At 59.1% G+C, this 26778-nt stretch carries 28 protein-coding genes; 19 read left to right on the top strand and 9 right to left on the bottom strand.

Annotated features, from left to right (window positions below; all coding sequences use genetic code 11):
- Nucleotides 1-107 precede the first annotated feature (107 nt).
- The gene (locus IC235_RS12235) at nt 108-827 is read right to left on the bottom strand and encodes a histidine phosphatase family protein (protein ID WP_223847252.1); all 720 of its coding nucleotides are present in this window, start codon (nt 825-827) and stop codon (nt 108-110) included.
- A gap of 99 nt (nt 828-926) precedes the next feature.
- Between IC235_RS12235 and IC235_RS12230 the strand changes: the two genes are divergently transcribed.
- From IC235_RS12230 to IC235_RS12145, 18 genes are all read left to right on the top strand, one after another.
- Nucleotides 927-1358: a hotdog fold thioesterase gene (locus IC235_RS12230; RefSeq protein ID WP_191005460.1), complete on the top strand. Its 432-nt coding sequence runs from the start codon at nt 927-929 to the stop codon at nt 1356-1358.
- Complete coding sequence (locus IC235_RS12225) at nt 1358-2587, top strand: chorismate-binding protein (RefSeq protein ID WP_191005459.1); 1230 nt, start codon at nt 1358-1360, stop codon at nt 2585-2587. Before IC235_RS12230 ends, IC235_RS12225 begins: the two co-directional genes overlap by 1 nt.
- A gap of 111 nt (nt 2588-2698) precedes the next feature.
- A complete protein-coding gene (gene menD / locus IC235_RS12220) occupies nt 2699-4417 on the top strand; it encodes a 2-succinyl-5-enolpyruvyl-6-hydroxy-3-cyclohexene-1-carboxylic-acid synthase (protein ID WP_223847251.1) in 1719 nt (572 codons plus the stop codon).
- Nucleotides 4418-4517: 100 nt separating this feature from the next.
- Complete coding sequence (gene menB / locus IC235_RS12215) at nt 4518-5342, top strand: 1,4-dihydroxy-2-naphthoyl-CoA synthase (RefSeq protein WP_191005457.1); 825 nt, start codon at nt 4518-4520, stop codon at nt 5340-5342.
- Nucleotides 5343-5655: 313 nt separating this feature from the next.
- Complete coding sequence (locus IC235_RS22645; protein ID WP_317173567.1) at nt 5656-6522, top strand: AraC family transcriptional regulator; 867 nt, start codon at nt 5656-5658, stop codon at nt 6520-6522.
- Between the two features lie 67 nt (nt 6523-6589).
- On the top strand, nt 6590-6871 hold the full coding sequence (locus IC235_RS12205; RefSeq protein ID WP_191005455.1) for an SRPBCC family protein: 282 nt from the start codon (nt 6590-6592) through the stop codon (nt 6869-6871).
- 212 nt (nt 6872-7083) lie between these two features.
- Nucleotides 7084-7284: a hypothetical protein gene (locus IC235_RS22140; protein ID WP_223847250.1), complete on the top strand. Its 201-nt coding sequence runs from the start codon at nt 7084-7086 to the stop codon at nt 7282-7284.
- A 507-nt stretch (nt 7285-7791) separates the two neighbouring features.
- Nucleotides 7792-8763, top strand: a complete 972-nt coding sequence (locus IC235_RS12195) for a sodium-dependent bicarbonate transport family permease (protein WP_191005454.1) — start codon at nt 7792-7794, stop codon at nt 8761-8763.
- Between the two features lie 242 nt (nt 8764-9005).
- The gene (locus IC235_RS22835) at nt 9006-9197 is read left to right on the top strand and encodes a hypothetical protein (protein ID WP_394355267.1); all 192 of its coding nucleotides are present in this window, start codon (nt 9006-9008) and stop codon (nt 9195-9197) included.
- A 55-nt stretch (nt 9198-9252) separates the two neighbouring features.
- Nucleotides 9253-9948: a hypothetical protein gene (locus IC235_RS12185; RefSeq protein ID WP_191005453.1), complete on the top strand. Its 696-nt coding sequence runs from the start codon at nt 9253-9255 to the stop codon at nt 9946-9948.
- 130 nt (nt 9949-10078) lie between these two features.
- Nucleotides 10079-10534: a hypothetical protein gene (locus IC235_RS12180; protein ID WP_191005452.1), complete on the top strand. Its 456-nt coding sequence runs from the start codon at nt 10079-10081 to the stop codon at nt 10532-10534.
- 61 nt (nt 10535-10595) lie between these two features.
- On the top strand, nt 10596-11702 hold the full coding sequence (locus IC235_RS12175; protein WP_191005451.1) for an AMP-binding protein: 1107 nt from the start codon (nt 10596-10598) through the stop codon (nt 11700-11702).
- Between the two features lie 360 nt (nt 11703-12062).
- Entirely contained in the window at nt 12063-12506 is a 444-nt protein-coding gene (locus IC235_RS12170; RefSeq protein ID WP_191005450.1) for an ABA4-like family protein, read from the top strand.
- A gap of 98 nt (nt 12507-12604) precedes the next feature.
- Nucleotides 12605-13453: a hypothetical protein gene (locus IC235_RS12165; RefSeq protein WP_191005449.1), complete on the top strand. Its 849-nt coding sequence runs from the start codon at nt 12605-12607 to the stop codon at nt 13451-13453.
- Nucleotides 13454-13612: 159 nt separating this feature from the next.
- Nucleotides 13613-14632: a sensor histidine kinase gene (locus tag IC235_RS12160; protein ID WP_191005448.1), complete on the top strand. Its 1020-nt coding sequence runs from the start codon at nt 13613-13615 to the stop codon at nt 14630-14632.
- Nucleotides 14633-14744: 112 nt separating this feature from the next.
- On the top strand, nt 14745-15209 hold the full coding sequence (locus IC235_RS12155) for a DoxX family protein (protein ID WP_191005447.1): 465 nt from the start codon (nt 14745-14747) through the stop codon (nt 15207-15209).
- Nucleotides 15210-15224: 15 nt separating this feature from the next.
- Nucleotides 15225-16055, top strand: coding sequence for a LytR/AlgR family response regulator transcription factor (locus IC235_RS12150; RefSeq protein WP_191005446.1), 831 nt, complete (start codon nt 15225-15227; stop codon nt 16053-16055).
- A 40-nt stretch (nt 16056-16095) separates the two neighbouring features.
- Entirely contained in the window at nt 16096-16680 is a 585-nt protein-coding gene (locus IC235_RS12145; RefSeq protein WP_191005445.1) for a Uma2 family endonuclease, read from the top strand.
- A 31-nt stretch (nt 16681-16711) separates the two neighbouring features.
- Here the strand turns inward: IC235_RS12145 and IC235_RS12140 are convergent, their stop codons facing one another.
- The 7 genes from IC235_RS12140 to IC235_RS12110 form a co-directional block, all read right to left on the bottom strand.
- Nucleotides 16712-17509 (bottom strand): LytR/AlgR family response regulator transcription factor, encoded by a 798-nt coding sequence (locus IC235_RS12140; RefSeq protein WP_191005444.1) that lies wholly within the window; start codon nt 17507-17509, stop codon nt 16712-16714.
- A gap of 213 nt (nt 17510-17722) precedes the next feature.
- Nucleotides 17723-18853, bottom strand: coding sequence for a sensor histidine kinase (locus IC235_RS22640; RefSeq protein ID WP_191005443.1), 1131 nt, complete (start codon nt 18851-18853; stop codon nt 17723-17725).
- Nucleotides 18854-18943: 90 nt separating this feature from the next.
- Nucleotides 18944-19642 carry a hypothetical protein gene (locus tag IC235_RS12130; RefSeq protein WP_191005442.1) on the bottom strand — a complete coding sequence of 233 codons (699 nt, stop codon included), beginning with the start codon at nt 19640-19642 and terminating at the stop codon, nt 18944-18946.
- A gap of 52 nt (nt 19643-19694) precedes the next feature.
- Nucleotides 19695-20027, bottom strand: a complete 333-nt coding sequence (locus IC235_RS12125) for a hypothetical protein (RefSeq protein WP_191005441.1) — start codon at nt 20025-20027, stop codon at nt 19695-19697.
- Nucleotides 20028-20274: 247 nt separating this feature from the next.
- Nucleotides 20275-20907: an HNH endonuclease family protein gene (locus IC235_RS12120; protein ID WP_191005440.1), complete on the bottom strand. Its 633-nt coding sequence runs from the start codon at nt 20905-20907 to the stop codon at nt 20275-20277.
- Nucleotides 20908-20919: 12 nt separating this feature from the next.
- A complete protein-coding gene (locus IC235_RS12115; protein ID WP_191005439.1) occupies nt 20920-22158 on the bottom strand; it encodes an AAA family ATPase in 1239 nt (412 codons plus the stop codon).
- A gap of 132 nt (nt 22159-22290) precedes the next feature.
- Complete coding sequence (locus tag IC235_RS12110) at nt 22291-24498, bottom strand: TonB-dependent receptor (protein WP_191005438.1); 2208 nt, start codon at nt 24496-24498, stop codon at nt 22291-22293.
- A gap of 369 nt (nt 24499-24867) precedes the next feature.
- Here IC235_RS12110 and IC235_RS12105 point away from each other — a divergent pair, with 369 nt between their 5' ends.
- Nucleotides 24868-25836, top strand: coding sequence for a quinone oxidoreductase family protein (locus IC235_RS12105; RefSeq protein ID WP_191005437.1), 969 nt, complete (start codon nt 24868-24870; stop codon nt 25834-25836).
- 166 nt (nt 25837-26002) lie between these two features.
- On the opposite strand, the gene IC235_RS12100 is transcribed toward IC235_RS12105, so the two are convergent.
- Nucleotides 26003-26770, bottom strand: a complete 768-nt coding sequence (locus tag IC235_RS12100; RefSeq protein ID WP_191005436.1) for a TatD family hydrolase — start codon at nt 26768-26770, stop codon at nt 26003-26005.
- Between the last annotated feature and the right edge of the window lie 8 nt (nt 26771-26778).

Raw genomic sequence — 26778 nt, 5'->3', positions numbered from 1 at the left:
TTGTCGCGCTTGAATTGAGGAGGCCAAAATTAGTCGGAAATTATTTGCAGGCATTCAAATAATCTTGGCGGAAGCCCGATGAATTCGCGGAATGATTTCCGGCCGATCTACGGGGCTTCGGCGGACACCTGTAAATGTGAGATATCCAGGAAATTTTTCACCGTGAACATCGTGCCGGTGAACTCCAGCTTGTACAGGCATAAGTTGCTGTGCTCAAACCCCTCCATGCAGCGGAGCGGATAGTTCAGCAACTGGCAGAGCAGCACGCGCAGGGCCCGGCCGTGCATGCAGACAAGAACCTTCTGTTCGTCGGGTCGGGATTTCAGCAGCTCAATAAAGGGGCGTTGGCGGGCAGCTACTTCGTCGGGGCTTTCGCCGCCCGGCAGGCGCTCGTTGGTGCGGCCGGCGCCCCAGTCGGCCAGTACCTGGCGGTATTCGGCATCCTCCTCCAGGGTGATGGGGGTGCCCTCGCGCACACCCCAACTGATTTCGTTGAGGCCGGCGTGGGCTTCGTGGGGCCGGCCGGCGTCCAGGAAATGCTGGACCGACTCGCGGGTACGGCGCAGGGTAGAGGTGTATATTTTATCGAATGGCACGTGGCCGTAGGCCGCGAAGAACTGGGCGGCCTGGTGCCGGCCGGTGTCGTTCAGGCTCGAATCGACTCCGCTGCCCTGCACGATGCCCTGCACGTTAAAGTCGGTCTGGCCGTGGCGCAGAAGAAAGATGGTCCGGGGCCTCACGTTAGGTGGTAGTTTTGCGCAACGATACGTCAACAATTCATCGAAGTACGAAGTTTGAGCGGGAGTGGTTGGTAGCCAGTGGTTCATTGTTGGTTAGCTACTTGTTCCCGCGTTTCCAGCAACTGTTTTTCAATGAGTACTCGTACTAACCGCTAGCCCTCAACCACTAGCTCCCCAACCAGCACCATGACTCTGCAAGAAGTTCAGCGTTGGACGGCCTCCCGCCCCACCCTGGTCGATGCCCTTGGCATAGAAATAACCGAGGTAACGGCCGACTACCTCGAAGGCCGCATGCCGGTGGATGGCCGCACCCACCAACCCGCGGGCCTGCTGCACGGCGGGGCCTCCGTCGCCCTGGCCGAAACCCTGGGCAGCCTCGCCGCCGCTCTGCGCGTCGACCGCACCAAGCAGGCCTGCGTGGGGCTGGAAATCAATGCCAATCACCTCAAGGGCGTGCGCGAGGGCTGGGTGCGGGGCCGCGCCACCCCCGTGCACGTGGGCCGCAGCACCCAGGTTTGGGAAATTCGCATCAGCCACGAGGAAACGGGCGCGCTGGTGTGCATCAGCCGCATCACCATGGCGGTGATTGACTTGCCCGCCGCCGAAAGAACGACCTGATGCCCACCAGCGAACCCCGCTACCTCCGCTGGCCGGCCGTGGCCGCGGGCCTCGACACCCGGGCCCGGCTGCGCCACCTGGTGGCCGGGGCCCTGCGCACCGGCCGCCCCCTGGCCCTGTGGCGCGAGCCCGGCGCTGAGCATGCCCGCCTGCTGGTGGCCCGCTCCCTGGAAGCGGCGTACACCGGCTTGCCGCCCGCCCTCGACGCCCAGGCGCCGGCGGGCTTTGCCTTCTTCCCGTTCCGCGACTCCGACCACAATCCGGCCCTGTTTCTGCCCGCCGACGTGCTCTACGACCTCGCCCGGCCCGACACGGTACCCGTAGCCGCGGCGGCCCGCGATCTGGTGCCGGCCCTGACGGCGTGGCTGGCCACTACTCCGGCCGCCTCCCTGAGCTGGCACCACAGCGCGCAACCCGTGCCCCACGCCGCCACCGAGGCCGAATACACCCGGCTGGTGCGCACCGGCGTAGCGGCCATCGAAGCCCAGGAAGTGGTGAAAGTGGTGACCTCGCGGGCGGCCCGCCGCCGGCTGCCGCCCGGCTTCGACCCGCTGGGGGCCTTTATGGAGCTAACTCAGGAGTACCCCCGGGCCTTCGTGTCGTTGGTGAGCGTGCCGGGCGTGGGCACCTGGCTGGGCGCCACCCCGGAAGTGCTGGCCGAAGTATCGGCCGATGGTATTTTCCGCACCATGGCCCTGGCCGGCACTCAGCCGCTTACGCCGGATGTAAGCCCGCGCACGGCCATCTGGCGCCAAAAGGAGATTGAGGAGCAAGCCCTGGTGGCCCGCTACATCGTGAATTGCTTCAAGCAGTTGCGCCTGCGCGAATACCACGAAACGGGGCCCCGGACGGTGATCGCGGGCCAGCTACTGCACCTGCGTACCGACTTTGAGGTGAATCTCCGGCACGTGCCGTTCCCCTCGCTGGGTACCGACATGCTGCGGCTGCTGCACCCCACCTCGGCCGTGGGTGGCATGCCGAAAGCCGCCGCGCTGCAATTCATCCAAGCACACGAAGGGTACGACCGCGCTTACTACAGCGGCTTTCTGGGGCCGGTGAACGTGGCCGCACCGGGCATCGCCCGCCTCTACGTGAACCTGCGCTGCCTGCAGCTGCGCGCCGAAGAAGCCATCCTCTACGCCGGCACCGGCCTCACCGTGGATTCGGACCCGGCCCGGGAGTGGCAGGAAACCCAAATGAAACTGCGCACCGTAGGCAGCGTCATCTAGTCAGTAAACAGCTTCCATCCCTGTAGCCCTTTTGCTTTGGCGCTCTTCCTCCTTTTTACTGCCTGGTTCGGCTCCGGCCTCTAAATGTTAATTGATAATTGTGGAATGAACATGCAGGCCGTTTATAACATCGCCGAAATCTGCGCTCAGCACGGGATTACCGACGTGGTGCTCTCGCCCGGCTCGCGCTCGGCGCCCCTTACGCTGGCCTTTGCCCGCCACCCTAGCCTGACGGTGCGGGTGGTACCCGATGAGCGGGCCGCCGCCTTTATTGGCCTCGGCATCGCGCAGGCGCAGCGGCGGGCAGTGGCGCTGGTGTGCACCTCGGGAACGGCCGGGCTAAACTATGCCCCGGCCGTGGCCGAGGCTTTTTTCCAGCACGTTCCGCTGGTGGTTTTTACCGCCGACCGGCCGCCGGAATGGATAGACCAGCTCGATGGGCAGACGATTCGGCAGCGTAACCTTTACGGAGCGCACGCCAAGGGCGAGTTTGAGTTCCCGGTTGACACCTCGGCGGCCGATGCCAAGTGGCATTCGGCGCGAATTGTGAACGAGGCAATTAACCTGGCGCAGGCCGCCCCCGCCGGGCCGGTGCAGGTGAACGTGCCGCTGCGGGAGCCGTTTTACCCGAAGGCTGGGGAGGAAATTCGGTATGAGAAGGATGTGAAGATTATTCGGGAAGTACCTTCTCTTACCGTTCGTGCGGGCAGTGATTTACCTGATTTATTCTCGGCATTAAAACGCAAGCATCAGGTTACCATCGTCGTAGGGCAAATCGGTCATAAGCCTCAATTGGTAGCTGCTTTACAAAAAGTTTCCAAGAACTTATCGATTCCTGTTATTGGTGATGCCATCTCAAATCTGGAAATCGACGCGGCGCAAGGAATGCCGGCCTTCATTAGTCATCACGATATTTCACTGGCTGGCTTGGGCGCTCCGCGCAAACTAGAGTTGCGGCCTCATTTACTCATCACGCTTGGCAACTCCCTTATATCCAAAGCACTCAAGCTATTTCTGCGGGAAGCAAACCCGGCCTCTCATTGGCACCTGCAGCCCGTAGGCGTCGCACCGGATACTTTCCGTTCGCTAACTCATTTGGTACGTACGGACCCAACCAAACTGCTTGAGCGTTGGGCTGAAGCAGTTCCACAACCGCGGTCGGCTTACTTCACGGCTTGGCAGCAAGCTGAAGTCAAAGCGGTTGATTTTCTCAAAAACTTCTTCTCCGACGGCACCCAGCCATTCAACGAGTTCTCGGCCTTCCGTCATGCTTTGGCGGCTCTGCCGGGTACTACGGCCCTGCACCTGGCCAACAGCATGGCCGTGCGCTACGCCAACATTCTGGGCATTCCGCCGGGCCGGCAAATTGAAGTTTTCGCCAACCGCGGCACCAGTGGCATCGATGGCTGCAACTCCACGGCTGTAGGGGCGGCTCTGGCTCAGCCCCACCGACCGGTGGTTCTGCTCACCGGCGACGTGGCGTTTTTCTACGACCGCAACGCCTTCTGGCACAACTACCCCACCCCCAACCTGCGGGTGGTGCTCTTCAACAACCACGGCGGTGGCATCTTCCGCATCATCGACGGGCCGCGGCAGCAGCCGGAGCTGGACGAGTTTTTTGAGACGCGCCAGCTGCTCACGGCCGAGAACACGGCCCGAGATTTTGGCCTGCGCTACTTCTCCGTTGCCTCGTTCGACGAACTGGAAGCCGCGTTGCCGGTTTTCTTTGCAGCCGAAGGTGGCGCGGCCCTGCTGGAAGTGATGACCGACAGCAAGACCAACGCCGCTTTCTTTGAGGACTACCGCGCCGCGGTGAAAGCCGCTTTTTAGCGCAAGGTCTCGCGAAGTTTAAAACGTAAGTTTCGCGAAGGCCAATAACGATGAAACTCTGCGAGACTTAATTTTTAAAACTTAGCGAAACTTTGCGCTCATGACCGAACCCATCACCTGGACCCCCATCAAGGAGTTCCGCGAAATCCTCTTCTCCCAGTACGGGCACATCGCTAAAATCAGCATCAACCGGCCGCAGGTGCACAATGCCTTCACCCCGCTCACGGTGCAGGAAATGATTGAGGCGATGAACATCTGCCGCGACCGCACCGACCTCGGCGTCATCATCCTGACGGGGGAAGGCGGCCGGGCCTTTTGCTCGGGCGGCGACCAGAGCGTGCGCGGCCACGGCGGCTACGTGGGCGAAGACGCCATGCCCCGCCTCAACGTGCTCGATTTGCAAAAGCAAATCCGCTCCATCCCCAAGCCGGTAATTGCCATGGTGGCGGGCTGGGCCATTGGCGGCGGCCACGTGCTGCACGTGGTGTGCGACCTGACCATCGCGGCCGAAAATGCCCGCTTCGGCCAGACGGGCCCGAATGTGGGCTCATTTGACGGGGGCTTCGGGGCCTCCTACCTGGCCCGCATCGTAGGCCAGAAAAAAGCGCGCGAAATCTGGTACCTCTGTGACCAGTACGACGCCCCGGAAGCCCTGGACATGGGCCTGGTGAACAAGGTAGTGCCGCTCGACAAGCTGGAAGAAACAACCGTGGCCTGGTGCCACAAAATCCTTCAGAAAAGCCCGCTCGCGCTGCGCATGCTCAAGTCGTCGTTCAACGCCGAGCTCGATGGGCAGGCCGGCATTCAGGAGCTGGCCGGCAACGCTACGCTGCTCTACTACCTCAGCGACGAGGCCAAAGAGGGCCGCAACGCCTACATGGAGAAGCGGCAGCCCGACTTCTCGAAGTTTCCGAAGTTTCCGTAAGCGGCGACGTGGGCGGCCCCTAAGAGCAGGCCCGTCGTGCCCCGCGGCATGACGGGCTTTTTTATCCATTCGGCACCATGCGTGGCCTGAACAAAATAAAACTTGATTGGCAGCGGGCGAAGGCTCCGAGGGTAAGTAGTTGGACGACTATATTGTCGTAACCTGGGCTGCGCTGGCCCCGAAAGCTTCATTGGGTAGGATGACGCTACTACCTTGCGTGCTAAGGACTGCTTGACAATACCTGCAAGCAGTCCTGTAACATCACTACGGATGTTGGCGATAATGGTAAAAACTAACTTACAGACGATAAATAGTGGGTAAGACAGAAGAAATATATCTTAAAAGTCGCAACAGGGCAATTCAATTTATAGAGCGCAATCTTGACAAGAAAATTCTCTTGAAAGACATTGCTCAAGAAGCGTTTTTATCAGAATATCATTTTCACAGAATTTTTAAGTCTTTGACAGGTGAAACTGTTAAGGAGTTTTCGCTCAGACTGAAGATTGAAAGAGCAGCCATAAGATTAAAGCACTCAAAAGATACTATTGGACAAATTGCCTCTGAAAATGGCTACGAAAACCACGAAACATTCACAAGATCTTTCAAGAAATATTTTCAATTAACACCGCAGGAATATAGAGACTCTATTCAGCAAATCACAATTAGAAAGCAAACAGATTATCGAAGTAAAGAGATAAGCTTAGAGAAATTGCAAATTATCGAGCCAACTGTAAAGCACTTGCCCGATCTGCACTTAGCATACATCAGGCATACAGGATCCTACGAAAATGTAGCTAGTTCGTTTCAAAGGCTAATGGTTTGGGCAGCCACGCAATTAATCTTAAAGTTAAAACCTACAACAATAGGTATTGTTCACGACAACCCCGACTTGACAGATGAAGAAAAAACACGCTTTGATGCCTGTGTAGTGTTAAACAAGGAAATCAAACCCAAAGGCGAAATAGGGTTTAAAAAAATTGAAGGCGGAAAGTTTGCTGTATTTAGACACAAAGGCAATTATGATAATTTTTATACCATTTATGACTATATATACAATGTTTGCCTTTTTGATAAAGGTTGGGAATTAGCAGACAAGCCAGCGCTGGAGTGGTATATCAAATCACCACCTTTTACCAAGCCCGAAAACTATATAACAGATTTTTGTATACCAATCAAATAGCAAGAAACATCAAACAGCGCACAAACTACGAGGGTAATTTTGCAACATCATTCAATCATTTGCTAGAATGAAAAGAAAAATGGCAGTTGCAGTTGTATCCAGCTTGGCAGTCGTTGCCTTATTTTTTATTACTGGGCTTCTAATTCCCAAGCAACGTGAATTCGTGAAGCAAGCTGAATTTAATAATCCGCCTGAAAAAGTTTTTCAAGTGGTAACGGATGTAAAAAATCAAGCTTTATGGCGAGACGATGTACAGAAAATCAAAGTAATCGACTCAAACACTTGGACGGAAGTTCCTAAAAAAGGCACACCAATCACTTTCCAAACTAAGCAAAATATTAAAAAATAAAATTTTTAAAATATAAATTATTGAACCTAAATTTTTTAATGGCTATTGGATTGGCACGTTTGAAAAGAATCAAACAGGAACAAAAGTTATTTTCAAAGAAGTTGTGATTATTAATAATCCGTTTTTCAGGGTTTTGAGCACCATGTTCGTTGATCTTGACAAAACAATGTCATTATATATAAATAACTTGGGAAAAAAATTAGGGGAGTGATATGACAAAGAAGAAAAATTGGCTTGATAAGCTAGCTGAAAAGAAAGAGGTACAGGTAAAACAGATTGCAATGGACTTTGCGGACATTCCCGCAGGAAGTAATATGCTTATTGCCACACCGCAACTCATTGAGCAATATATTCAAGAAATTGCTTTGGGAAAGCGAATTGACGTAAAGACTTTAGTCAAGACCTTGCGTTAGAACATAATGCGGACTACACCTGCCCAGTAACCACAGGAATATCTTTAAGAATCGTAGCCGAAGCTAATTATGAAAAGTTACAGCAAGGACAGCCAATTGACGAAATCACGCCCTTTTGGAGAGTGATAGAACCTAATAGCTCATTAGCCAAAAAACTTACCTTTGGGCAGGATTTTTTAGTGCAACAAGTTGAAAAAGAAAGCGAACAACAAGAAATAATATCATCAAAATCAGTCTCCCATAACGGTGGCTGATATGCTTTCATGCCAGCTCAGTATTTAACCAAAGGTCAGTATTTCTATTAAAATTTTATACTACCCCCATTGCGACAAGCCGAGAATCGTTGCTAGACAAATAGCCATTTAGCCACTGCTAAAGCTTCCGCTGCGCCGAAGGATTCAGAAACGGTAGGTGGCTTCCCCTATCAATCTTATACCTACTCGGCAAAATTCTCCCAAGCGCCGTCTTTGCCCTAAACTTGTGGCCGCATTCTTCTTCTCGCGCCGCATGGATTTCCCCTTACTCATCGCCAATCTTACTAACCCCACCCTGCTGTTTTTCGTGCTGGGCATTGTGGCTACGGCCGTCAGGAGCGACCTGGAGATACCGCCGCCGACGGTCAAGTTTATCTCGCTCTACCTGCTGTTTTCCATTGGCTTCAAGGGTGGGCAGGAACTGGCGCACAGCACTTTCAGCAGTGAAATTCTGTACTCGCTGGGCTTCGGGCTGCTCATTGCCTCGCTCATTCCGCTCTACACCTTCTTTATTCTGAAACGCCGGCTGAGCATCAGCGACTCGGGGGCCATCGCGGCGGCTTATGGCTCGGTCAGCGCCGTTACGTTCGTGTCGGCGGTGTCGTTTCTGGAGACGCAGCAGCTGACTTTCGGGGGGCACATGGTGGCGGTGATGGCGCTGATGGAGTCGCCGGCCATTATCATGGGCGTGATCCTGATGATGCGCCACGAAGCCCCCGCGGCCAACGACAACGCGCAGACCAGTCTGCGCTCCGTGGTGCAGCACTCTTTCACTAACGGCAGCGTGCTGATGGTACTCGGCAGCCTGGTTATTGGGTTGGTGGCCGATACCAAGCAGGCCGACGGCATCAAGCCCTTCACCACGGATATCTTCAAGGGCTTCCTGGCTATTTTCCTGCTTGAAATGGGCATGGTCACGGCCCGGCGCTTTTCGGCCTTCACCCGGTACGGCTGGTTCGTGACGCTGTTCGCCGTGCTCATCCCGGTGCTCAATGGCTGCCTGGTGGCCGCCGCCAGCCACCTGGTTACGGAGAGCATCGGCAACCGCTTCATCTTCGCCATCCTGGGGGCCAGCGCCTCTTACATCGCCGTGCCGGCCGCCATGCGCCTGGCCGCCCCCAAGGCCGACCCCGGCCTGTACATTCCGATGGCGCTGGGCGTCACCTTCCCCATCAACATCACGGTGGGCATGCCCTTGTACTTCGCCATCGTGCAGCATTCGTAAGGAGCCATGACCGATGCTGATTTTCACCAAGCCCTCGGGCGCATCCGACGGCTGCACTGCTGCCACTACCCAGCGCGACTGCGATCGAGGGCTTCGTCGCCGACGCGGTTCTTTTCAGCTGCCCGCTGCGGCTTTCCCTTATTCGTCGCTAATCTCACCAATCCTACCCTACTGTTTTTCGTGCTGGGCATCGTGGCTACGGCCGTTAGGAGCGAACTGAAGATACCGCCGACGGTCAAGTCATCTCGCTCTGTCTGCTGTTTTCCATTGGTTTCAAGGGTGGGCAGGAACTGGCACACAGCTACTTAAACGTCAGTGGCGTCGTCTCGTTGGTACTCAGGATGAGAATACTACCTTACGTTTACGTACTCTTAGGGTGCTTGGCGTTATTAGCTAGTAGCGCCCATTTCAGCTTTTGCGTTAAAATTCAGTAGGCAGAATTCTAATTTCTCACCTGCACAAATTCATAAATCGTTTTGTGTCACATTTATGCGAACTCTTAACGACATCTTCTCAGTACGTAAATTAAGAAAGTCTGACATTGCCAGACTCAGTAATGAAGCAAGAGCAGTTTCTATTGACTGCGGTAAGGCAGGCGTAGATAAGGAGCTCTCACCAGAAGCATGGGATTTGTTTGCCGAAATTTCTGACGAAATTTGGTACTCAACAAGCAGCAACTCTCAAAAGATCTCATTAGGCTTTCAAGTTTATGAGATGTTTCCAAGCTACTATCATTCTTTGCTGCCATTCTATCGTGGAATAAGATACGAAAAAATTATTGACAGCACTGAGAAAAACATCATCTGGAAGCACTTTATGAAATATTTAGCTTCTGAAAATTATTATGCCGATCCGGTTGGCCATGTTTTATGGGTCGAGTTTTTCGAAGATGAAACGACCGTGAGAGATGCCTGGCAGGGATTAGTAAGTAACTACTCCGATAAGGCGGCCTTGCTTCGTTTATTAAAATACGCTGGCCCTGTACCTTTTTCCTTAAAGGCGATGCAGTATGACGCCTTAATTGTTGACAAAGAAAATCATGAACATATTTTCAATAGCTTGCTGTATAGTGCACATGATTTGTATGGCCAAATTGACAAAGAAAAAGCTCTTAACATATTAGCTAAACTAAAAATCGACACTCAAACGGAGAAATATAATTTATTGAAAGAAAAACTAAAATAGTACAAATACGACATGAGCTTAGCAGAGGCCCAGCGCTTTTCGGCCTTCACCCGCCAGGCGTCACCTTCCCATCAACATCACGGTAGGCATGCCTCTGTACTTCGCCATCGTGCAGCATTCGTAAGGAGCCATGACCGATGCTGATTTTCACCAAGCCCTCGGGCGCATCCGACGGCTGCACTGGTTCCATTACCCAGCGCAGGCCCTGCTGATGGGGGCCGGAGTGCTGCTTGCCGCCCGCCGGGCCGCGGTGGGGCCCACCGTTGAGCCGCGGCTGGCCACTTGGCCGGTTCTGCTGCTGCTGCTCCTCCTGGCCCTGGTGCCCCTGGCAGGGCTTTTTTTATACCTGGTGTATCGGCGCATGCAGCCCAACCTGCGGCGGCCCGCCGAGTTGAACCTGCGCGTTTACCAGGGCCGGATATTCCTGCGCAACAGCTTGTTGGGCCTGGTGGGCTTGCCCCTGCTCGCTTCCTACGTATTCACTCACGCGGTATTCGACCTGGTGGCTTGCGGCGCTATGCTGCTAGCTTTGAGCTGGCGGCTGGCACCCTCGGCCCAGACCTACCAACGCTGGCTGCTCAGCTAGGGCGGCCGTATCGCAGCCGGCCGAATGACTGGTTGATTTCCTGACTACGCTCTTAACTCCAATGGCTCTTCCCCGCACCCTGCCTACTTCCCTCCTGCTGAATGGCCGCGAAATCACCTACGCCGCTATTCAGCAATACCCCGCCCAGCTGGAGGTGCCCGTGAACGGCTACGAGGCTAAGGTGCTGGACTTCGTGCGGCAGTGGCTCACGGGTACCCAGGAATTCAGCCTGACCACCTCCGGCAGCACGGGCGCCCCGCAAGCCATTACCCTGCGGCGGCGGCAGCTGGAAGCCTCGGCCCGCCGCACGGGCGACTTCTTCGACCTCGGGCCCGGCGACCGAGCCCTGGTGTGCCTGAATTGCGAGTACATCGGGGGGCTGATGATGCTGGTGCGCGGGCTGGAACGCCGCCTGCACCTGACCATCGTGGAACCCCACGCCGACCCGTTTGCCCACGTAGCGGCCACGGCCGAATTCGACTTCGCCGCCTTCGTGCCCTTGCAGCTGCAGGCAGTGCTGGCGGCCGGCCACGGCCCTCGTCTGAACCGGATGAAGGCCCTGCTGGTGGGCGGCGCCCCGGTTGATACCCGCTTGCAGCAGGAGCTGCAACGGCTCGACGCGCCGGTGTATCTAACCTACGGCATGACCGAAACCTGCTCGCACGTGGCCCTGCGCCGGCTCAATGGCCCGGAGGCCACTACTCACTTTCGGGTACTCACCGGCATCGTGGCCGGCCAGGACGAGCGCCACTGCCTGACCCTGCGCGGCGACGTGACCGATGACCAGCTCGTCGTCACCAACGACCAGGTGAACCTGCTCGACGTCCACACCTTCGAGTGGCTGGGCCGGGCCGACTTCGTCATTAACTCCGGCGGCGTGAAGGTGCCGGCCGAGAAAGTGGAGCTGGTGCTCGATGTGGCCCTGGCCGAAATCGGGGAGTCGCGCCGCTGCTTCGTGGCGGGCCAGCCCGACGAGCGGCTGGGCCAAGCGGTAACGGCATTTATTGAGGGCCCCGCCCTTTCCTCGGACCGGGAGCAACAACTGCAAGGGCTGCTGGCCCAGCGGCTAAGCCGCTACGAGCAACCCCGGCACCTGCGCTACGTGCCGGCCTTTCAGACCACTGCCACGGGCAAGCTCAACCGGCTGGCTACGCTGCGGAGCTTATAGCATTCAAGTAGTCAACAGGTTCGAAAATGGGCATGCCACGATAAACGCGCCCCGAAAGCTGCGGGCCCGGCGGCTACTGGACGGCCTCGCTCTTTCGGGCGGGCCAGGCGAATAAATACGGCCGCCATCCCAGCCCCACGCTCACCCCCTGAAGCGTGCGCCGGGGCTCGCCCCGCTCGGTTTGACCACGCCGCCGAACTTCCAGGGTGTTTGGGTAAGGTTGCCTGGGCGAGTCACCCCAGCATTTCGCCTGGTCAGTTCCGCTGGTTTAACGCGCTGCTTTGCTGCTTCACCCGGAAACGGCTGCCCTCCACGTACCGAAGTGCCCTAGCTTTGGCTCATTCTCTAGCCCCAATACCCATGTTACGTCCCGATTTCCTGTTCCAGGTGGCTAACCAGGTCGCCTCCGCTGGGTGGTTACTGCTGCTGCTGGCCCCACGCTGGCGGGGCACCCGGGCCGTGGTGCTGAGCGGCACCCTGCCGCTACTGCTGGCGGCGGCTTACGTGGGCCTCATTGGCTATCAAACCTTCGCTCATCCGGCGCCCGGCGCGGGGTTTGGGTCGCTGGCGCAGGTGGCCGCCCTGTTTCGGGAGCCGTGGGCGCTGCTGGCCGGCTGGGTGCACTACTTGTGCTTCGACCTCTGGGTGGGGGCCTGGGAAACCCGCGATGCCCAGCGGCGCGGCGTCCCGCCCTGGGCCCTGATTCCGTGCCTGCTGGCCACCTTCCTGCTGGGCCCGCTCGGCCTGCTGCTGTACAGCGGCGTGCGGCGGCGGTATCCCCAACAGCAGTTGTCCGCCAAATAATTCTTCAGCTATCGACTCTTCAGCTATCGACGGCTAACAGACCACCGCCGGCAACGAACAATCCGCAACGAATAACCAACCATTAACGAGCCACTCAAATGAAAACTGCTTTGCTTCCGGGGGCTTTCCGCTCCGACGTGGCCGGCACGGAGTCGCCGGTACGCACGGCCCTGCGGGTGTTGCACGGCGCCAACCCCGTGCTCTCGTGGCTGGGCTGGGCCAACGTGACCCTGGCCGTGCTGGCCCTGGCCCTGCTGCCCTTCGACCAGCGCCTGGTCACCGGGGCGCTGGTCTGGATTAAGCCGCTCAAGTTCGCGCTTTCCATTACGGCCTTTAGCTGGACGCTGGGTTGGCTGCTGGCCGACTTGCCAGCCCCGGCCCAGAGGGGTGTGCGCCGCCTCAGTTGGGGCGTGGCCGTGAGTATGGCGGTGGAGCAAGGCGCTATTTTTATTCAGGCGATGCGGGGTACTACCTCGCATTACAACGTGGCCTCGCCGTTAGATGGTCTGTTGTTCGGGTTGATGGGACTATTCATCATGCTGAACACGGTGATGACCCTCTGGGCCCTGTACTTGGCGTGGCGCTACCGCCCGTATGGACCGGCGGGCTACGTGTGGGGCCTGCGCCTGGGGCTGCTGCTATTCGTGGCAGGCAGCCTGCTGGGGGGCATGATGATTCACCTCAACCAACACACCGTGGGCGGCCCCGACGGCGGCCCCGGCCTGCCCGGCCTGGGCTGGAGCACGCGCGCCGGCGACCTGCGCATCGCTCATTTTCTGGGTATGCACGCCCTGCAGGTAGTGCCCCTGCTGGGTTGGGTTCTGGCCCGCTGGGCGCCGCGCCGGGCGGTGCTGCTCACGTGGGTGGGCGCCGCCCTGTATGCCGCGGTCGTAGCCGGATTATTTGCCCTGGCCCTGGCTGGTCGGCCGTTGCTGGCGGCTGGCTAGGAGCGCGGCTGCTACGTTAGAACGGAGAGCTTAGAACCTAGAACGGAGAAATGAGGGCCTAGAACACAGCTTTTTCAACCCAAATTCGGTTCCTTCATAACTTCTAGGTTCTGAGTTCTAAGCTCTCCGTTCTAAAAGATTGGCCCCTGCTCAACCACCATGAACGACCGTCTCTTTCGCCTGTGGGGCATTCCGGCCCTGGCCCTGCTTATTACCCTGTCCGATGGGCCCTACAACGGGCCCGGCGCGGGCATACGCTTCATGATGAACGGGGCCTTCTCGCTGGGCTTCACCGTGTTCTTTTGGCTGGGTAACCGGGCGCTGTGGGGCTGGCTGCTCCGGCGCCTGCCCCGCGTTGAGCAAACCCCTCGCCGCTTGTGGATGCTGGCGGGGCTGTCGGTTGCCTTTACCGGCGCGGGCACAGTGCTGCTCACGCTGGCCCTGAACACGGTGCTGCCTAAGTGGTTTCCGGTGCAGCCGGCCGCGCTGTTTCAGCAAATCCGATTCAACCTGCTGCCCACCATAGTCGTCCTCACCCTTTACGAAGCCATCTATTTCTTTCAGCAGTGGGAGCAGAACGTGCGCCGCGCCGACCAAATGGCCCGCGCCACCACCCAGGCGCAGCTCGATGCCTTACTAAGCCAGCTCGACCCCCACTTTCTGTTTAATAACCTCAACACCCTTTCGGCCCTCATCGAGCCCGGCAACCTGCCCGCCCAGCAGTTTGTGGAACAGCTAGCCGACGTGTACCGCTACGTGCTGCTGGCGCAGGGCCAGCCCACCGTGCCCCTGGCCGAGGAGCTGGCCTTTGTCGAAACCTACCTGGCCTTGCACAAAGTGCGCTTTCGGGAGAACCTGGTGGTGGAGATAGCGGTGTTGCCACCCGCCCTGGCCCGGCGGGTGGCCCCGCTCAGCGTGCAGGTATTGGTGGAAAACGCGCTGAAGCACAACGTAGCCTCGCGCGAGCACCCGCTGCACCTGCGGCTGGCCACGGCGGCCGACGCCCCTCACGTGCTGCTCGTGGAGAATACGCTCCGCCCCCGGCTGGCCGGACTGGTGCCCGGCACGGGTACCGGCCTGCCCAACGTGCGCCGCCGCTACGAGCTGCTGGGGGCGGCCCAAGCGGTAGAAGTACAAGAAGAAGCGGGCCGCTTCATCGTCAAACTGCCATTGATTTGAAACCTATCCGAAAAATAAAACCCGTCCCGGCCGGACCTGTGGCATCTTAAGCCCCTGTCCAGGGTCTTTCGGATGAGCTCTTCCTACCCCTCCTTCAATTAGAACAAGTCCTATGAAACCACTCCTGGTATTGCTCGTCGCGTTTGCCCTGCTATTAGGGGCGACCCACCTGGGTGGTGGATCTGCCAATTACTTACTCGCCGGCAACGGCGCTATGGCGGCCATGCTGCTTTTCACTGGCCTGGGGCACTTCGCCTTCACCGAGGGCATGAGCCTGATGCTGCCCGAGTGGGTGCCGTTTCGGCGCGGCTGGGTGTACCTGACCGGCGTGCTGGAAATAGGGGCCGCGGCGGGGCTGCTCTGGCCGGTGGCCCGGCCATTCGCGGCGTGGGGGCTGCTGCTGTTTTTCCTCGTGGCACTGCCCGCTAACATTCACGCCGCCCGCACCAACCTCGATTACCAGCGCGGCCAGCCTACCGGGCCGGGCCTGCGCTACCTTTGGTTTCGGGTGCCGCTCCAAGGGCTGTTTATGGCCTGGACCTGGTACTTTGGCTTACACCTCGCAAGCTTGCCCTAACGTACGCCCTGCTGCATGACCATTCTGCTGCTCGAAGATGAGTACCCGGCGGCCGAGCGCCTGCAGCGCCTGCTGCTGCAAGCCGTACCGACGGCCACCGTACTGGCCGTGCTCGACACCGTGACCGGGGCCCTGGCCTGGCTGGCGGCCAACCCCGCGCCCGACCTCATCCTGTCGGACATTCAGCTAGCTGACGGGTTGAGCCTCGAAATCTGGGAGCAGGCCGTAGTGCCCAGCCCAGTCATCTTCACCACCGCTTTCGACGCCTATGCCATCCGGGCCTTCCAGGCCAACAGCATTGCTTACCTGTTGAAGCCCGTGAAGCTGCCGGAACTGCAAGCGGCTTTGGCCAAGCTGCACCAATGGCCGGGGAGGGAATTAAAAATTAAAAATGAAGAATTAAAAATTGTTCCTGATGAGTCCGTTTCAACTTTTAATTCTTCATTTTTAATTTTTAATTCCCCGATTGAGCGTCTGCTCGATGCGCTGCCCCGCCCCGGCCGGCCCTACAAAACCCGGTTCCTGGTGCGCCAGGGCGAGCAGCTGCGGCCGGTGCCGGTGAGCGAAATCGCGTGGTTTCTCAGCCGCCACGAAACTACCACGCTGGTGGCCACCGACGGCCGCCGCTTCGTGGTCGACTACACCCTCGAGCAGTTGGAGGGCCTGCTCGACCCCGCGCAATTCTTTCGCCTCAACCGCCAGGTGCTGGCCCAGCTAGGCGCCGTGCAGCGCCTGCACCCGTATTTCAATGGCAAGCTGCTGGTGGAGCTGCACCCCGCCGCCAGCGAAGAAGTGCTGGTGAGCCGCGAGAAAGCCAGCGCCGTGAAAGCCTGGCTGGAAGGCTAGCTCCGGCCTGCGTATCTTGTTGCTGTAATCCCTGCTACATATGACCGCCATTAAGCTAAAGAGCCCCGTGCTCGAAGGTCTCTCCGACGAGGAGTTCTACCTTTTCTGCGCCGCCAACCGCGACTTGCGCATCGAGCGCGACGCCAACCATCAGATTACCATCATGCCGCCGACCAATTCCGAAACCGGTTCATCGAACAGTGAGCTAAACCGCCAATTAGCGAACTGGAATGTCGATACGGAGTTGGGTAAGACGTTCGATTCATCGTCCGGCTTCACGCTCCGTACGGGAGCCATGCTCTCGCCCGATGCCAGTTGGATTGCCCAAGCCCGCTGGGACGCCCTCAGTGCCGACGAGCGGCGCGGCTTCGCTCGCATCTGCCCCGATTTCGTGGTGGAGCTGCTCTCCCCCACCGACCGGCTGACCGATGCCATGCGTAAGATGGAACACTGGCTCGAAGCCGGGGCCCGGCTAGGCTGGCTCATTGCTCCCGACACCGAATCGGTGTACGTTTTCGAGCCTGAGCAGCCGGTGCGGCCCGTAGTTGGCTTCGACCAGAAATTAGTGGCCGGCCCGCTGCTGCCCGGCTTTGAGCTGGAGCTCCAACGGCTGCGACTGAAGTAGCAGAAAAAACGTTCTGCTCCTCGCCTTCCCACTACCTATCCAGCCACCCTTTGAACACGTTTACTTTTTCGCGGCTCACCAATACCTGGGCATCGGGCGGGGCGGGCTTGAGTACGGTTTGCAGGCGGGAGTTGGTATAGTGAATGATGTCCTGAATGGCAGTTTGCTGGGCCAGGTAGGCCCGGTTGAGGCGGAAGAAGCGGCGGGGGTCGAGCAGGCCTTCGAGCTGGTCCATGGTGTAGTCGACCACGAATTTGCGGCCCTCAGTGGTTTGCAGGAAGGTGGCTTTTTCCAGGCTGAAGAAGTAGGCAACCTGGTCTACCGGCACTACCTTCAGGTGCTCGCCCACGCGCACCACAAACTGCGCTTTGTAAGTAGCGGCGGGCGCGGCTTGCTGCATTTGCTGCACCAGCTGCACCAGCAGCGCGGGGTCGAAGGCGGGGGCCTGGGCGGCGGGGACCCCTGCCGGGTACGACCGCTCGCGCAGCTTGTGCAGGGCCGCCGTTAGCTCGTCTTCGTCGATGGGTTTGAGCAAGTAATCCACACTGTTTACCTTGAAGGCTTGCAGCGCGTACCGGTCGTAGGCCGTGGTGAAGATGACCGGACAGCGCACCACGGTCCGCTCAAACAGCTCAAAGCTGAGACCGTCGGCTAGGTGAATGTCCAGAAACAGCACGTCGGGCAGGGGCAGGCTTTCGAGCAAGCTCACGGCCTGCGCTACCGACTCGGCGGTGCCGAGTACCTGCACGGGCAGGGGCGCGCGGGCCAGCAGGTCGGCCAGACGCCGAGCGGCGAGGGGCTCGTCTTCGACGATGAGGGCACGGAGCATGAGGGGAATTAAAAATGAGGAATTAAAAATTAAAAGCTTTCTCGGCGGCTGGCAGCGCCGGTCTTGATGAGCCACCCAGAGCCGTTGCTACTCGCGAACGTCGTACGTAGTAGCACCGCCGGCCGTGCTCGGTTACTCAGCAGGACATTCTTCCGGATTGATTGCGCATACGTGGGTTCTTCGGCCGGCTAGTTTTTCGTTTTTAATTCTTATTCAAATAACGAGCAGCGGCAGGGTGACCACGAACTCGTCGCCGTCCGGGCCAAAGGCTAGGGGTTTATCGGTGAGGAAGGCGTAGCGGGCCGCCAGGTTTTTCAGTCCCAGCCCCAACGACTCACCCGGGGCCAGGCGGCGGGGACGGCGGGTGTTGCGCACGGTGAGCGTAGCGGCGGCAGCATCCAGGGTCACGCGCAGGCGCAGCGGGTTAGCTTGAAAGGCGGTGTTGTGCTTGATGACGTTTTCAAGGAGCAGCTGCAGGGCCAGCGGGGGCACGTGGAACGGCGCTACCTCGGCAGGCGGGAAGCTCATTTCTACGACCAAGGCATCGCTGAGCCGCGTTTTTTGCAGAAAGAGGTAGCTTTCGGCAAAGGTCAGCTCCGCGGACAGCGGCACCAGCTCCTGGCTTTCGCTGTCGAGCACGTAGCGATACACTTTACTGAGCTGGCGAATGAAGCGGACGGCCCGGGTGGGGTCTTCTTCTACCAGGCTGGTGAGGGCGTTCAGGGAATTGAACAGGAAGTGCGGGTCAACTTGCCGGCGTAGGGAATCGAGGCGGGCCACGGCCGTTTCCTTCTCCAGGCGTTCGGCGCGCACGGCGGCCTCGCGCCACTGAAAGAAGAAAGCCCGGCTGTGATTGAACAGCGAGATGATGACCGTGACCATAAGCGGCAACAGCAGCGACCAGTACATCTCCCTCGAAAAAAGCTGACTCACCGGCTTGCCGCGCAGCAGTAGCAGCAAGGCGTTCATCAACAAGATTACCAGGATGGAGCCACCGAGCGACACGGTCAGGGTAAGGAGCAGGCGTCGGCCAGGCTGCACCGTCCAGGCATAGTGGCGGTTCAGCCATTCCACCACAAAGCCGTTGGTTAGCCACAAGCCGGTGCTATACATAAGGGTATAGCCGTAGGTAATGGTGAAGATCGACCAGCTGTGCAGGGCGCTAGGGTTCGCTAAGATGCTAATACCAAGCGAAAGCACCAGCACGATGCATATTGCTTTCACTAAACTACGCCGGGAGCTAGTGGGCAGGTAGCCCCCGGCCCGGGGCGGGCGCTCTGCAGCTACTGCGGCCTCCATCAGGGCAGCAGGCCGGGTGGCGGAAGTTTCGAGAGCAGCAGACACGGCGGAGGGCATGGTGAAATTGATTAGTTAAAGTTATGAACGCAGGGGCCCGCCGCCCGGCCGACGGCGAGCACTCCGGACAAGCAAGGCTTATTTGGCAGCGGTCGGGTCGTACTGCTTCAGACGCCCCAGCACCTGGCGCTCGCCCCAACTGGGCACCAGGGAGTTGGCGGGCTTGGCTACCGCAAATTTCGCCTTGGCTTGTTCGTAATACGGCTTGGCCGCATCGGCCCCACCCCCGAACATCTTGGGCGTGTAGTACAGGTTGTTGGCTTGCACCAGGTAGATGCGGGGGTTGTTCGGGTTGTGCTTCTTGGCCTCTTCAAGGGTTTGGGTTACCATGCTCGGGTACTTCATGGAGCGCATCATGGGCGAAACGCTCAGGCGAGCCTGGTAGATATAGGCTTGCAGCACCAGCAGCTCCGAGGCATCGCCACCTTGCTTACTGGCCCGGGCCAGGGCTGCCTCAGCCTGGTCGAGGTACTTATCCTTTACATCCCCGTCTTCCTTGCTTTGAAAAGCGGTTAACATCAGTGCGTAGGACTGGTAGTACGGAGGCAGCCAATCAGCCGGAGCCACGGTACCAGCCCGCTCGAACTTGCTGGCCAGTTGCTTGAGTTGGGCGGGGTCGCCGGTACCGAGGAGCTCGGTGATGGTGGCCGCCATCAGGTCGGCGTAGCCGGTTGAGGCGGCAGCAGCCGGGCGGGCAGCCGAAGCCAGGGCGGTGGCTTGAGCGGCGGCCGAGAACGAGGCGGCACCCAGGGCGAGCGCGAAGAGCATGGTTTTCATAGGAAATTTTAAGGAGTGATGATGTGGAGGTTGATTTCGCTGTTTGAATGACTCAAAAGTGGTGGCCGACCCGGCCGCCGGAAAATGGCGGTTGCCGAAGCGTCGTTTGGAACGGATGAAGTGTGGCGGGGAGCGGTTCTGCTGTTCGCCGCTCCGGCTCGGGCCGGTTCAATAAAAAAGGCCGCCCCGGGTTGGGGCGGCCTATTGGCGCAGCGGCAAGCTGCCGACTCAGGCGGGCGTGGGTCGTGACCTGGGTCTGGGCGTAGGTGAGCACCGCCACTTGGGCCGCGCTTTGCGCCGCGTCGGCCAGGAAGACGGTGGCAGTTGGCCACAACTGGCGGGCGACCTCCGGCTGGGGTAGAAAAGTGCCATCTGGCAGCCACAAAAACCAGGCGCCGGAAAGTGGATGCTGAAAGCCACAGGCTCCTGCCCGGCACTGTCGCTGCCGCAGTCGCAGCGCCTGCCACCCGGCCCGCAAGCCCTGGCGGCGGGTGGTGCGGTATATATGGCGCGAGCAGCTTTGCTCAATCCAGCAACCTCGGCGGAATGGTCTTGCGAACGAAGGGCAAGGATCGCATGAGCATTGTAAAGGAAGCCTTGCGTGAGAGCAATACTCGCAGTTCAGCCTCGGTCTAGGCAATTTCCTGTGCATCGTCTTCGGCACGGGCACGGTTGTACTCTCCCCACGCCAGGAGGAGCTCCTTGTAGCGCTTTTCGATAAGGTAACGCAGTTCGCGGGTGCTGGCTTCTCCATTGGCGCTACCCGTGCCGTTATGTACCTTATCGAGCAAGGCAGCTGTGTTCACTGCCTTCTGATTAGTGGGGTCTTTGGCTTTGAAACCAGGCTTTTCACCCATCGCCGCCAATGTGTAGCAAATGTCGTTCTCTACATCTTCGGTAGCGCTACAGGGGTCAAGCAGCCCGCCGGGGGGAAGACGCTTGTCGCGCAGAAGATTGGCCTTATGGGCAATGGGCAGTAAGTTATTCCAGTCGAAAACCCGGCTTGGGTCGTCAGCAAACGGAACAAAATGGTCTACATCCATCTCCCAGGAACTGGCAAACTTTTGTTCCGTGAGGTAGCACTTCGCGTAGAAGTGCTCATCAAACGCCGTGAGCAGGTCCGAACTTCGGTAACCATTGGGCCGGTCAGGGGCAGTGGTAGCGGTTGGATTAGCCTGGTAATTGGCGTAGGCGGCAAGGTAGCGTTGCACAGCGGGCGCCGACAGGGCGGCCGGCGCCACGGCAGGACGGTTGAGACGTATCATTGGAGCAGCGGCTTATTCTTCGACCTCTAGTCCGATGAGCTGAGCTTCGACCTCTAGCCGCAAAGCCGGTGACATATACCGGCCTTCGCTTACCAGTAATGCCTGAAGCTGTCGGCGAGCGTCGGCCTTGTCGGGCAACTGAGCCAGTTCGTTGATGCGCTTGATGATAGCATCGGCCACGTTGGAGTACTCATTTTCGACGCCAAAATGCGTTTGCATCAGCTCCGAATAGCTACTGCCCGCGGCTTGGTCGCCGGTGGCCTGCCCCGTACTTAAGTCAAATACCGTGGCATTTTTGATGCTGGACGCAACGGCCGGGGAGTGCGTGGCGACAATGAACTGCAGATTAGGAAACAGCTCCGTGAGTAGCGGCAATATCTGGTACTGCATTTCCAGGTGCAGGTGCGTTTCGGGCTCGTCAATCAGTACGAAGCCGCAGGGGTCGTAGGTGTAGTCGTTGGCCTGCTTGCGCAGCAGGTCGGTGCGCATCAGCAACTCGGTGAGAATACTGAGAAAAGCCGAGAAGCCCGCGGAAAGCTGGTTGAAGGTGAAGCGCCGACCATCGGAAAGGTTGATATAGAACTCGAAGCTCTCGCGAACGAATTCGAGTTTGGTACCGGGGTCTTCAAATATTTTAGCTAGGGTTTCTTCGAGCTTGGCAAAAAATTGCTCCTGTTGTTTTGCACCTTCGGAATTGCCTTCCATTGTGTCAAAGACTTGGAAGACTTTTTTGTTGACAAGGTATTGCTTGAAATATTCGGCAGGGGACTGATTAGGTTGAGGCTGTAAAAGCTGTTTTTCTAGTTCGTCTTCACGCGCAATTGTTGCTACGTCCTTAACCTGGACTTTACGAGTTGCCTCAAAGAATGCAATGATAATTTGAGTATAAACCCTAGCGAATCCAGCATAAGGACTATTTCTATTGTTAGTAAATAGCGCTTCAACTGTACCTAGTTTATCAACTGCTCTTTGCCAGCTTTCGATGATTGATTGTGCACTATCTCCATCTGAGATAGCATTTCTTAGTCGGGGAACTACGTATCTAGCTATTTCCCCATTAGTAGAATCGTGACGCAATACCTCTACTAATCCTTTTAATACCGTCGTCTTCCCCGACCCATTCCGCCCCGTCAGAATTAAATGTTTAAACTCCCCTCCTTCCTGAAATACCGGCACGGTCAGGTTTTTGACGGCGTAGGCATCATCGATAATAAGGGATTGCAGATAGGGAAATTCGTGACGACTTATCATATGAGAGCAAGATAAAAACGGAGCCAATCAGGTCAGCTGCGAAACTACGCACCACTATTTGGAATAGTTGATGCTGCTCACTAGAGCTTAAAAGACCGAACAAGCAGCATATATAGTACCCAGCGGTTTACCTCAATCCGGCCGCGCATTTAAATCCACCTTCGTCGTTTTGTTGATCGAGATGAACACGCCTACGAACAGCATCCGGGGAGCGGGTGGCAGCACGGCCACGCGGGGGAACTGGCCGCTGGCATCGGCGGTGCTGGCGTAGTTGTAGCCGTAGATATTATTGCGCCCCAGCACGTTGGAGGCCGATACGTAGACGATGGTGAACTGCCCGAACCAGTGAGTGAGGTAGCTCGCGTTCAGGCTCAGATCCTGGTAGCTGGGCAGGGTGCTTTGGTTGTAGCCGGGCTGGTTGGGGTCGTGGTAGGGGCGGCCGCTGCCGTAGCTGTAGGTGAAGCCAAACTGGGTGTGGAGCTGCCGCACGTAATATTTGCCTACCACGCTCAGGTTGTGCCGGGCGGCGAAGGTAGGCACGGCCGGCACCGGGTCGGCCCGGAACTGCCGGCGCGTATCGAGGTAGCCGTAGCTCACCCAGTAATCAGCCATTCTGAAGGTGGTGCGGTCCCGGAACAGCACGTCGAGCCCCCAGGCGTAGCCGCGGCCGGCATTCTGATAAGCACTGGGGTTGAATACATTGTTGGGGTCGTAGGTGGTGAGCTGGGTGTAGTCCTTCTGGTACACTTCAGCCCGCAGCGTGCGGTTCTTCACCAGGCGCTGGTAGGTGAGCAGGTAGTGCGCGGCCCGCTCGAACCGCAGGGATGGGCTGACGCGGAGCAGGTCGGTGGTGGGGGTCTGATAAAACCAGCCCCAGGCGGCGGAAAGCTGGCTGTTAGCCCCGGTTTTGTAGGCCAGGCCGAGGCGCGGCGCCGCGTTCCAGCGGCCCAGCAGGGCCGAATACTCGGTCCGCAGCCCCGCCCGGCCGGCCAGCCGGTTGGTCAGCAGCAGCTCGCTTTCGAGGAAGCCGGCCCCCCGCTGCTCATCCAGCCCCAGGGCCCGCAGCGGGGCTCCAACGGCGGCCTGGTAGTGCTGGCGATAACGCTGGGCGTAGCCTTCCACCCCCATTTTCAGGTTGAACCAGGTGCCGGCCGAGTCGTTGGTGAGCACCACGCGGGCCACGGCCGACTGGTCAAGGTCGCGCACGGTCTGCCCGTCAGGGTGTATGGTGTTGTCGTCCTGGGTCAGGGCCAGGCCGGTGTTCAGGCTCCAGCCCCCGTTGAGCGGCGTGCGGTAGGTGGCGTTGAGGTAGGCGTTGTCGTTGGCCAGACCAATGCGGTGGCCGGTGGTGGCAAACTCGGGGTTGGCATCGGGCTGGCGCAGGGCCAGGCGCTGGCGGCTGTAGGTGCCGTAGAGCTTGAGCATGCCGGCCGCGCCGGTGCGGTGGGCCAGCTTCAGCGAGCCGCCCAAGACGAGGGGGGCCTGCTCCCAGCCCAGGCTTTGCGGCACCAGATGATAGTAAGGCGCCAGGTTGGTGTAATCTGCCGAGACCGCCAACGAAGTCCGATCCCAGCGCTTGGTGCGCGACGCGCTGCCGCCCACGGCCATCAGCGAAAGCCCGGTCTGCGTTTCCGGCGCCAGGTCGGTCGAGTTTTGCACAACCACTGCACTCAGCGCCTGCCCGTACTCGGCCGAGTAGCCGCCCGTGCTGAACACCAGGCCCTTGAATAGAAAAGGCGAAAACCGCCCCCGGGCCGCCACGTTGGGCACCGAGCCCGCGTAGGGCGTTTGCACGGGCAGGCCGTCGAGGTAGTACTTGGTTTCCGAGGCAGCCCCGCCGCGCACGAATAGCCGGCCCTCCTCCCCCACCCGCGTGGTGCCGGGCAGGGCATTCAAGGCCCCGGCTACGTCGCCCAGCGCCCCGGCCGTGGTTACGATGTCAAGCGGCTTGAGCACGCTGCCGCGCTTCTCGTCGCTGGCCTCGAAGGCCCCAGCCGTCACCACCACGTCGCTGAGGGCGGCCCGGCTGGCTTTGAGCCGGAGGTTGGGCAGCGTGATAGCGCCCTGGCCCAGCGTCACGGGCAGTTCCAGCGGCTCATAGCCGACGAAGCTTACCACCAGCGTCAGCGAGCCGGCCGGGTGGTCGGTGCGGAAGTCAAACCGGCCCAGGGAATCGGTGCTGGCCCCGTCGAAAGTTGTTTTCAGGAACACGTTCACGCCCGGCAGGGGCTGGCCCGCGGCGTCGCGCACAGTACCGGAAAAGCGGGTAGATACGGGGGCGGTTTGAGCAGTGGCCGCCGTAGCGGCCAGCAAAAGCAGCGAGAGTAGGAATGTTTTCATAAGGACCAGCAGGTAAGCACTGATCCAAAGGTGGCTGGTAACCCTACCGGGGTCCCATTTTGTGTGACTGAAGCTTCGAAAGCAACTGATGAACCACCGAAGTTTCCCGACCTGGCCTTACGCTCATGGCTCGCCAAACAGCTTTGTGCTAACTGATGCGCTCAACTCAAGGCCCGGCCTCACCCCCTGCTCGCGCTGGGCTGGCCGGGTTAGTGGTGCCCAGTTACAAACCGGTGTATTATTGCCGGTGGTCGTTCCGGCGCTTTGCGGCGACGTTGCTTTCGGCTAAAATGCCTCCGCGCGCCGCAAAAGCCCGCCACTACCTGCCGTAGACCGAACTTGCGCCATATTTAGCTCCCTTTCTCTGTTATGAAAGCTCTCTGTTTCGATACCTTCGGCGGGCCCGACGTGCTGTACTACGGCGATGTGCCCGCCCCAACAGCTCCTGACCGGGGCGAAGTGTTGGTACGTACGCGCGCCATTGGCTTAAATTTCGCTGATGTGTACCGTCGCCAGGGCCACTACCACTTGCTGGGACAGCCGCCATTCATTGCCGGCTACGAAGGGTCGGGAACCATCGAAGCGGTGGGAGACGCCGTACCAGTTCTTAAAGTCGGCGACCGGGTGGCCTTCGCCGACGTACCCTTTGCCAATGCTGAGCTGGTGGCTGCCCCGGCTGATAAAATCATTCCGCTGCCCGCCACAATTTCGTTTGAGCTTGGCGCGGCCCTGTTGCTACAAGGCCTAACGGCCCACTACCTCAGCCACGATAGCTACCCTGTAAAACCCGGCGACGTGGTGGCGGTGCACGCCGTAGCCGGCGGCGTGGGCCAATTATTGACCCAACTAGTGCGCCAGCGCGGTGGCCGGGTGCTGGGTCTCACTTCCTCGCCTGAGAAAGCCGAAGTAGCCCGCCAGCTCGGGGCCGAAGCCGTGTTTCTCTACGCCGACGATTGGGTGTCCCAACTGCGCGCTCACACCGCCGGCGGTGGTCCCGATGCCATCTACGACAGTGTAGGCAGCACCCTGCCCCAAAGCCTGGAAGCCGTGAAAACACGCGGCACGGTGGTGTTCTACGGCATGGCCGGCGGCAGCCCCGCCCCCGTCGACCCGCGCTACCTGATGGATGCATCCAAAACCCTAACTGGAGGCGACTTGTGGAACTATCTGGATTCGGCACAGGAGCGCCAGCACCGGGCTACCGTCCTGTTCGAGCTAGTGGCTGCGGGGCAGTTGCAAGTTCACATCGCTCGCCAGTTTGCCCTGGCCGATGGCGCGGCGGCGCACCGCTACCTCGAAAGCCGACAGAGCACCGGCAAGGTTTTGCTGATTCCTTGAGTGAGCCCGAAGTAACCGTGCCGGCAGCCCCGCTCCTCTCCCGCGGGGCGGAGGTGAGGTAACCGGTGAGGTCGTTTAATCTGCGCAGTATGAGTTGTTCGAACGATTCATCCACCGACGAGACATGACCCGAGTTCACCCACTTGGCCCAGCATTATGAAGAAGCTTACAGCTTGAACAGCTCCGCCGCGTTGCGGGTAGTGGCAGCGGCTACTTCGGCTGGGTCCTTGCCGAGCAGCTCGGCCACCCGGTGTAGCACCAGCGGCAGGTAGGCCGGCTCGTTGCGCTGGCCCCGGTGCGGCACGGGGGCCAGGTAGGGGCAGTCGGTTTCCAGCAGCAAGTGCTGCAAGTCGAGGCCGGGCAGTACTTCGTCAGCCCCCCCGTTTTTGAAGGTGGCGACCCCACCAATGCCCAGCAGAAAGCCCAGCTTGATGACCTGCTCGGCTTCCTGGGGCGTACCCGAAAAGCAGTGAAACACCCCGCGCAGGGTGCCATCCTGCGCCGCTTCTACCAGGGCGACGGTTTCGGCGAAAGCCTCGCGGGTGTGCAGCACGATGGGCAGTTGGTGCCGCTTGGCCAGCTCCAGCTGAATCTTGAGCGCCTCCTGCTGCTCGGCCAGCCGGGTTTTATCCCAGTGTAAGTCCAGTCCGGCCTCCCCCACGGCGGCAAAGGGCCGGCGGCCCAGCCAGGCTTCCACCTCGTACAAATCCTGCTCGAAGCGGCGCGTGACCGAGCACGGGTGCAGGCCCATCATCGCGAAGCAAGTTTCCGGGGCCTGCGCTTCGAGCTCCAGCATGGCGTCGATGCTGGAATGGTCGATGTTGGGCATCACGATGGTTCGCACGCCGACGTCCTGAGCGCGGCGCAGCGCCTCGGGCCGGTCGCGTTTAAACTGTTCAGCGTAGAGGTGAGCGTGAGAATCGGTGAGGTGCATGGTGGCGC

It is taken from the genome of Hymenobacter montanus (assembly GCF_014699115.1).
In the GTDB taxonomy this organism is placed as follows: Bacteria; Bacteroidota; Bacteroidia; order Cytophagales; family Hymenobacteraceae; genus Hymenobacter; species Hymenobacter montanus.
The sequence above is the reverse complement of the archived record's forward strand: the minus strand, read 5'-3'. Positions and strand labels throughout refer to the sequence as shown.

Excerpts from the sequence above, each read along its gene's own strand:
- IC235_RS12120 (WP_191005440.1), bottom strand. The coding sequence starts at position 20,907 with ATGATACGTCTCAACCGTCCTGCCGTGGCGCCGGCCGCCCTGTCGGCG.
- IC235_RS12130 (WP_191005442.1), bottom strand. The coding sequence starts at position 19,642 with ATGAAAACCATGCTCTTCGCGCTCGCCCTGGGTGCCGCCTCGTTCTCG.
- IC235_RS12110 (WP_191005438.1), bottom strand. The coding sequence starts at position 24,498 with ATGAAAACATTCCTACTCTCGCTGCTTTTGCTGGCCGCTACGGCGGCC.
- IC235_RS12195 (WP_191005454.1), top strand. The coding sequence starts at position 7,792 with ATGGATTTCCCCTTACTCATCGCCAATCTTACTAACCCCACCCTGCTG.
- IC235_RS12235 (WP_223847252.1), bottom strand. The coding sequence starts at position 827 with ATGAACCACTGGCTACCAACCACTCCCGCTCAAACTTCGTACTTCGAT.
- IC235_RS12185 (WP_191005453.1), top strand. The coding sequence starts at position 9,253 with ATGCGAACTCTTAACGACATCTTCTCAGTACGTAAATTAAGAAAGTCT.
- IC235_RS12170 (WP_191005450.1), top strand. The coding sequence starts at position 12,063 with ATGTTACGTCCCGATTTCCTGTTCCAGGTGGCTAACCAGGTCGCCTCC.
- IC235_RS22140 (WP_223847250.1), top strand. The coding sequence starts at position 7,084 with ATGACAAAGAAGAAAAATTGGCTTGATAAGCTAGCTGAAAAGAAAGAG.
- IC235_RS12105 (WP_191005437.1), top strand. The coding sequence starts at position 24,868 with ATGAAAGCTCTCTGTTTCGATACCTTCGGCGGGCCCGACGTGCTGTAC.
- IC235_RS12145 (WP_191005445.1), top strand. The coding sequence starts at position 16,096 with ATGACCGCCATTAAGCTAAAGAGCCCCGTGCTCGAAGGTCTCTCCGAC.
- IC235_RS12230 (WP_191005460.1), top strand. The coding sequence starts at position 927 with ATGACTCTGCAAGAAGTTCAGCGTTGGACGGCCTCCCGCCCCACCCTG.
- IC235_RS12165 (WP_191005449.1), top strand. The coding sequence starts at position 12,605 with ATGAAAACTGCTTTGCTTCCGGGGGCTTTCCGCTCCGACGTGGCCGGC.
- IC235_RS12175 (WP_191005451.1), top strand. The coding sequence starts at position 10,596 with ATGGCTCTTCCCCGCACCCTGCCTACTTCCCTCCTGCTGAATGGCCGC.
- IC235_RS12180 (WP_191005452.1), top strand. The coding sequence starts at position 10,079 with ATGACCGATGCTGATTTTCACCAAGCCCTCGGGCGCATCCGACGGCTG.
- menB (WP_191005457.1), top strand. The coding sequence starts at position 4,518 with ATGACCGAACCCATCACCTGGACCCCCATCAAGGAGTTCCGCGAAATC.
- IC235_RS12150 (WP_191005446.1), top strand. The coding sequence starts at position 15,225 with ATGACCATTCTGCTGCTCGAAGATGAGTACCCGGCGGCCGAGCGCCTG.
- IC235_RS12160 (WP_191005448.1), top strand. The coding sequence starts at position 13,613 with ATGAACGACCGTCTCTTTCGCCTGTGGGGCATTCCGGCCCTGGCCCTG.
- IC235_RS12115 (WP_191005439.1), bottom strand. The coding sequence starts at position 22,158 with ATGATAAGTCGTCACGAATTTCCCTATCTGCAATCCCTTATTATCGAT.
- IC235_RS12205 (WP_191005455.1), top strand. The coding sequence starts at position 6,590 with ATGAAAAGAAAAATGGCAGTTGCAGTTGTATCCAGCTTGGCAGTCGTT.
- IC235_RS12140 (WP_191005444.1), bottom strand. The coding sequence starts at position 17,509 with ATGCTCCGTGCCCTCATCGTCGAAGACGAGCCCCTCGCCGCTCGGCGT.
- menD (WP_223847251.1), top strand. The coding sequence starts at position 2,699 with ATGCAGGCCGTTTATAACATCGCCGAAATCTGCGCTCAGCACGGGATT.
- IC235_RS12155 (WP_191005447.1), top strand. The coding sequence starts at position 14,745 with ATGAAACCACTCCTGGTATTGCTCGTCGCGTTTGCCCTGCTATTAGGG.
- IC235_RS12225 (WP_191005459.1), top strand. The coding sequence starts at position 1,358 with ATGCCCACCAGCGAACCCCGCTACCTCCGCTGGCCGGCCGTGGCCGCG.
- IC235_RS12100 (WP_191005436.1), bottom strand. The coding sequence starts at position 26,770 with ATGCACCTCACCGATTCTCACGCTCACCTCTACGCTGAACAGTTTAAA.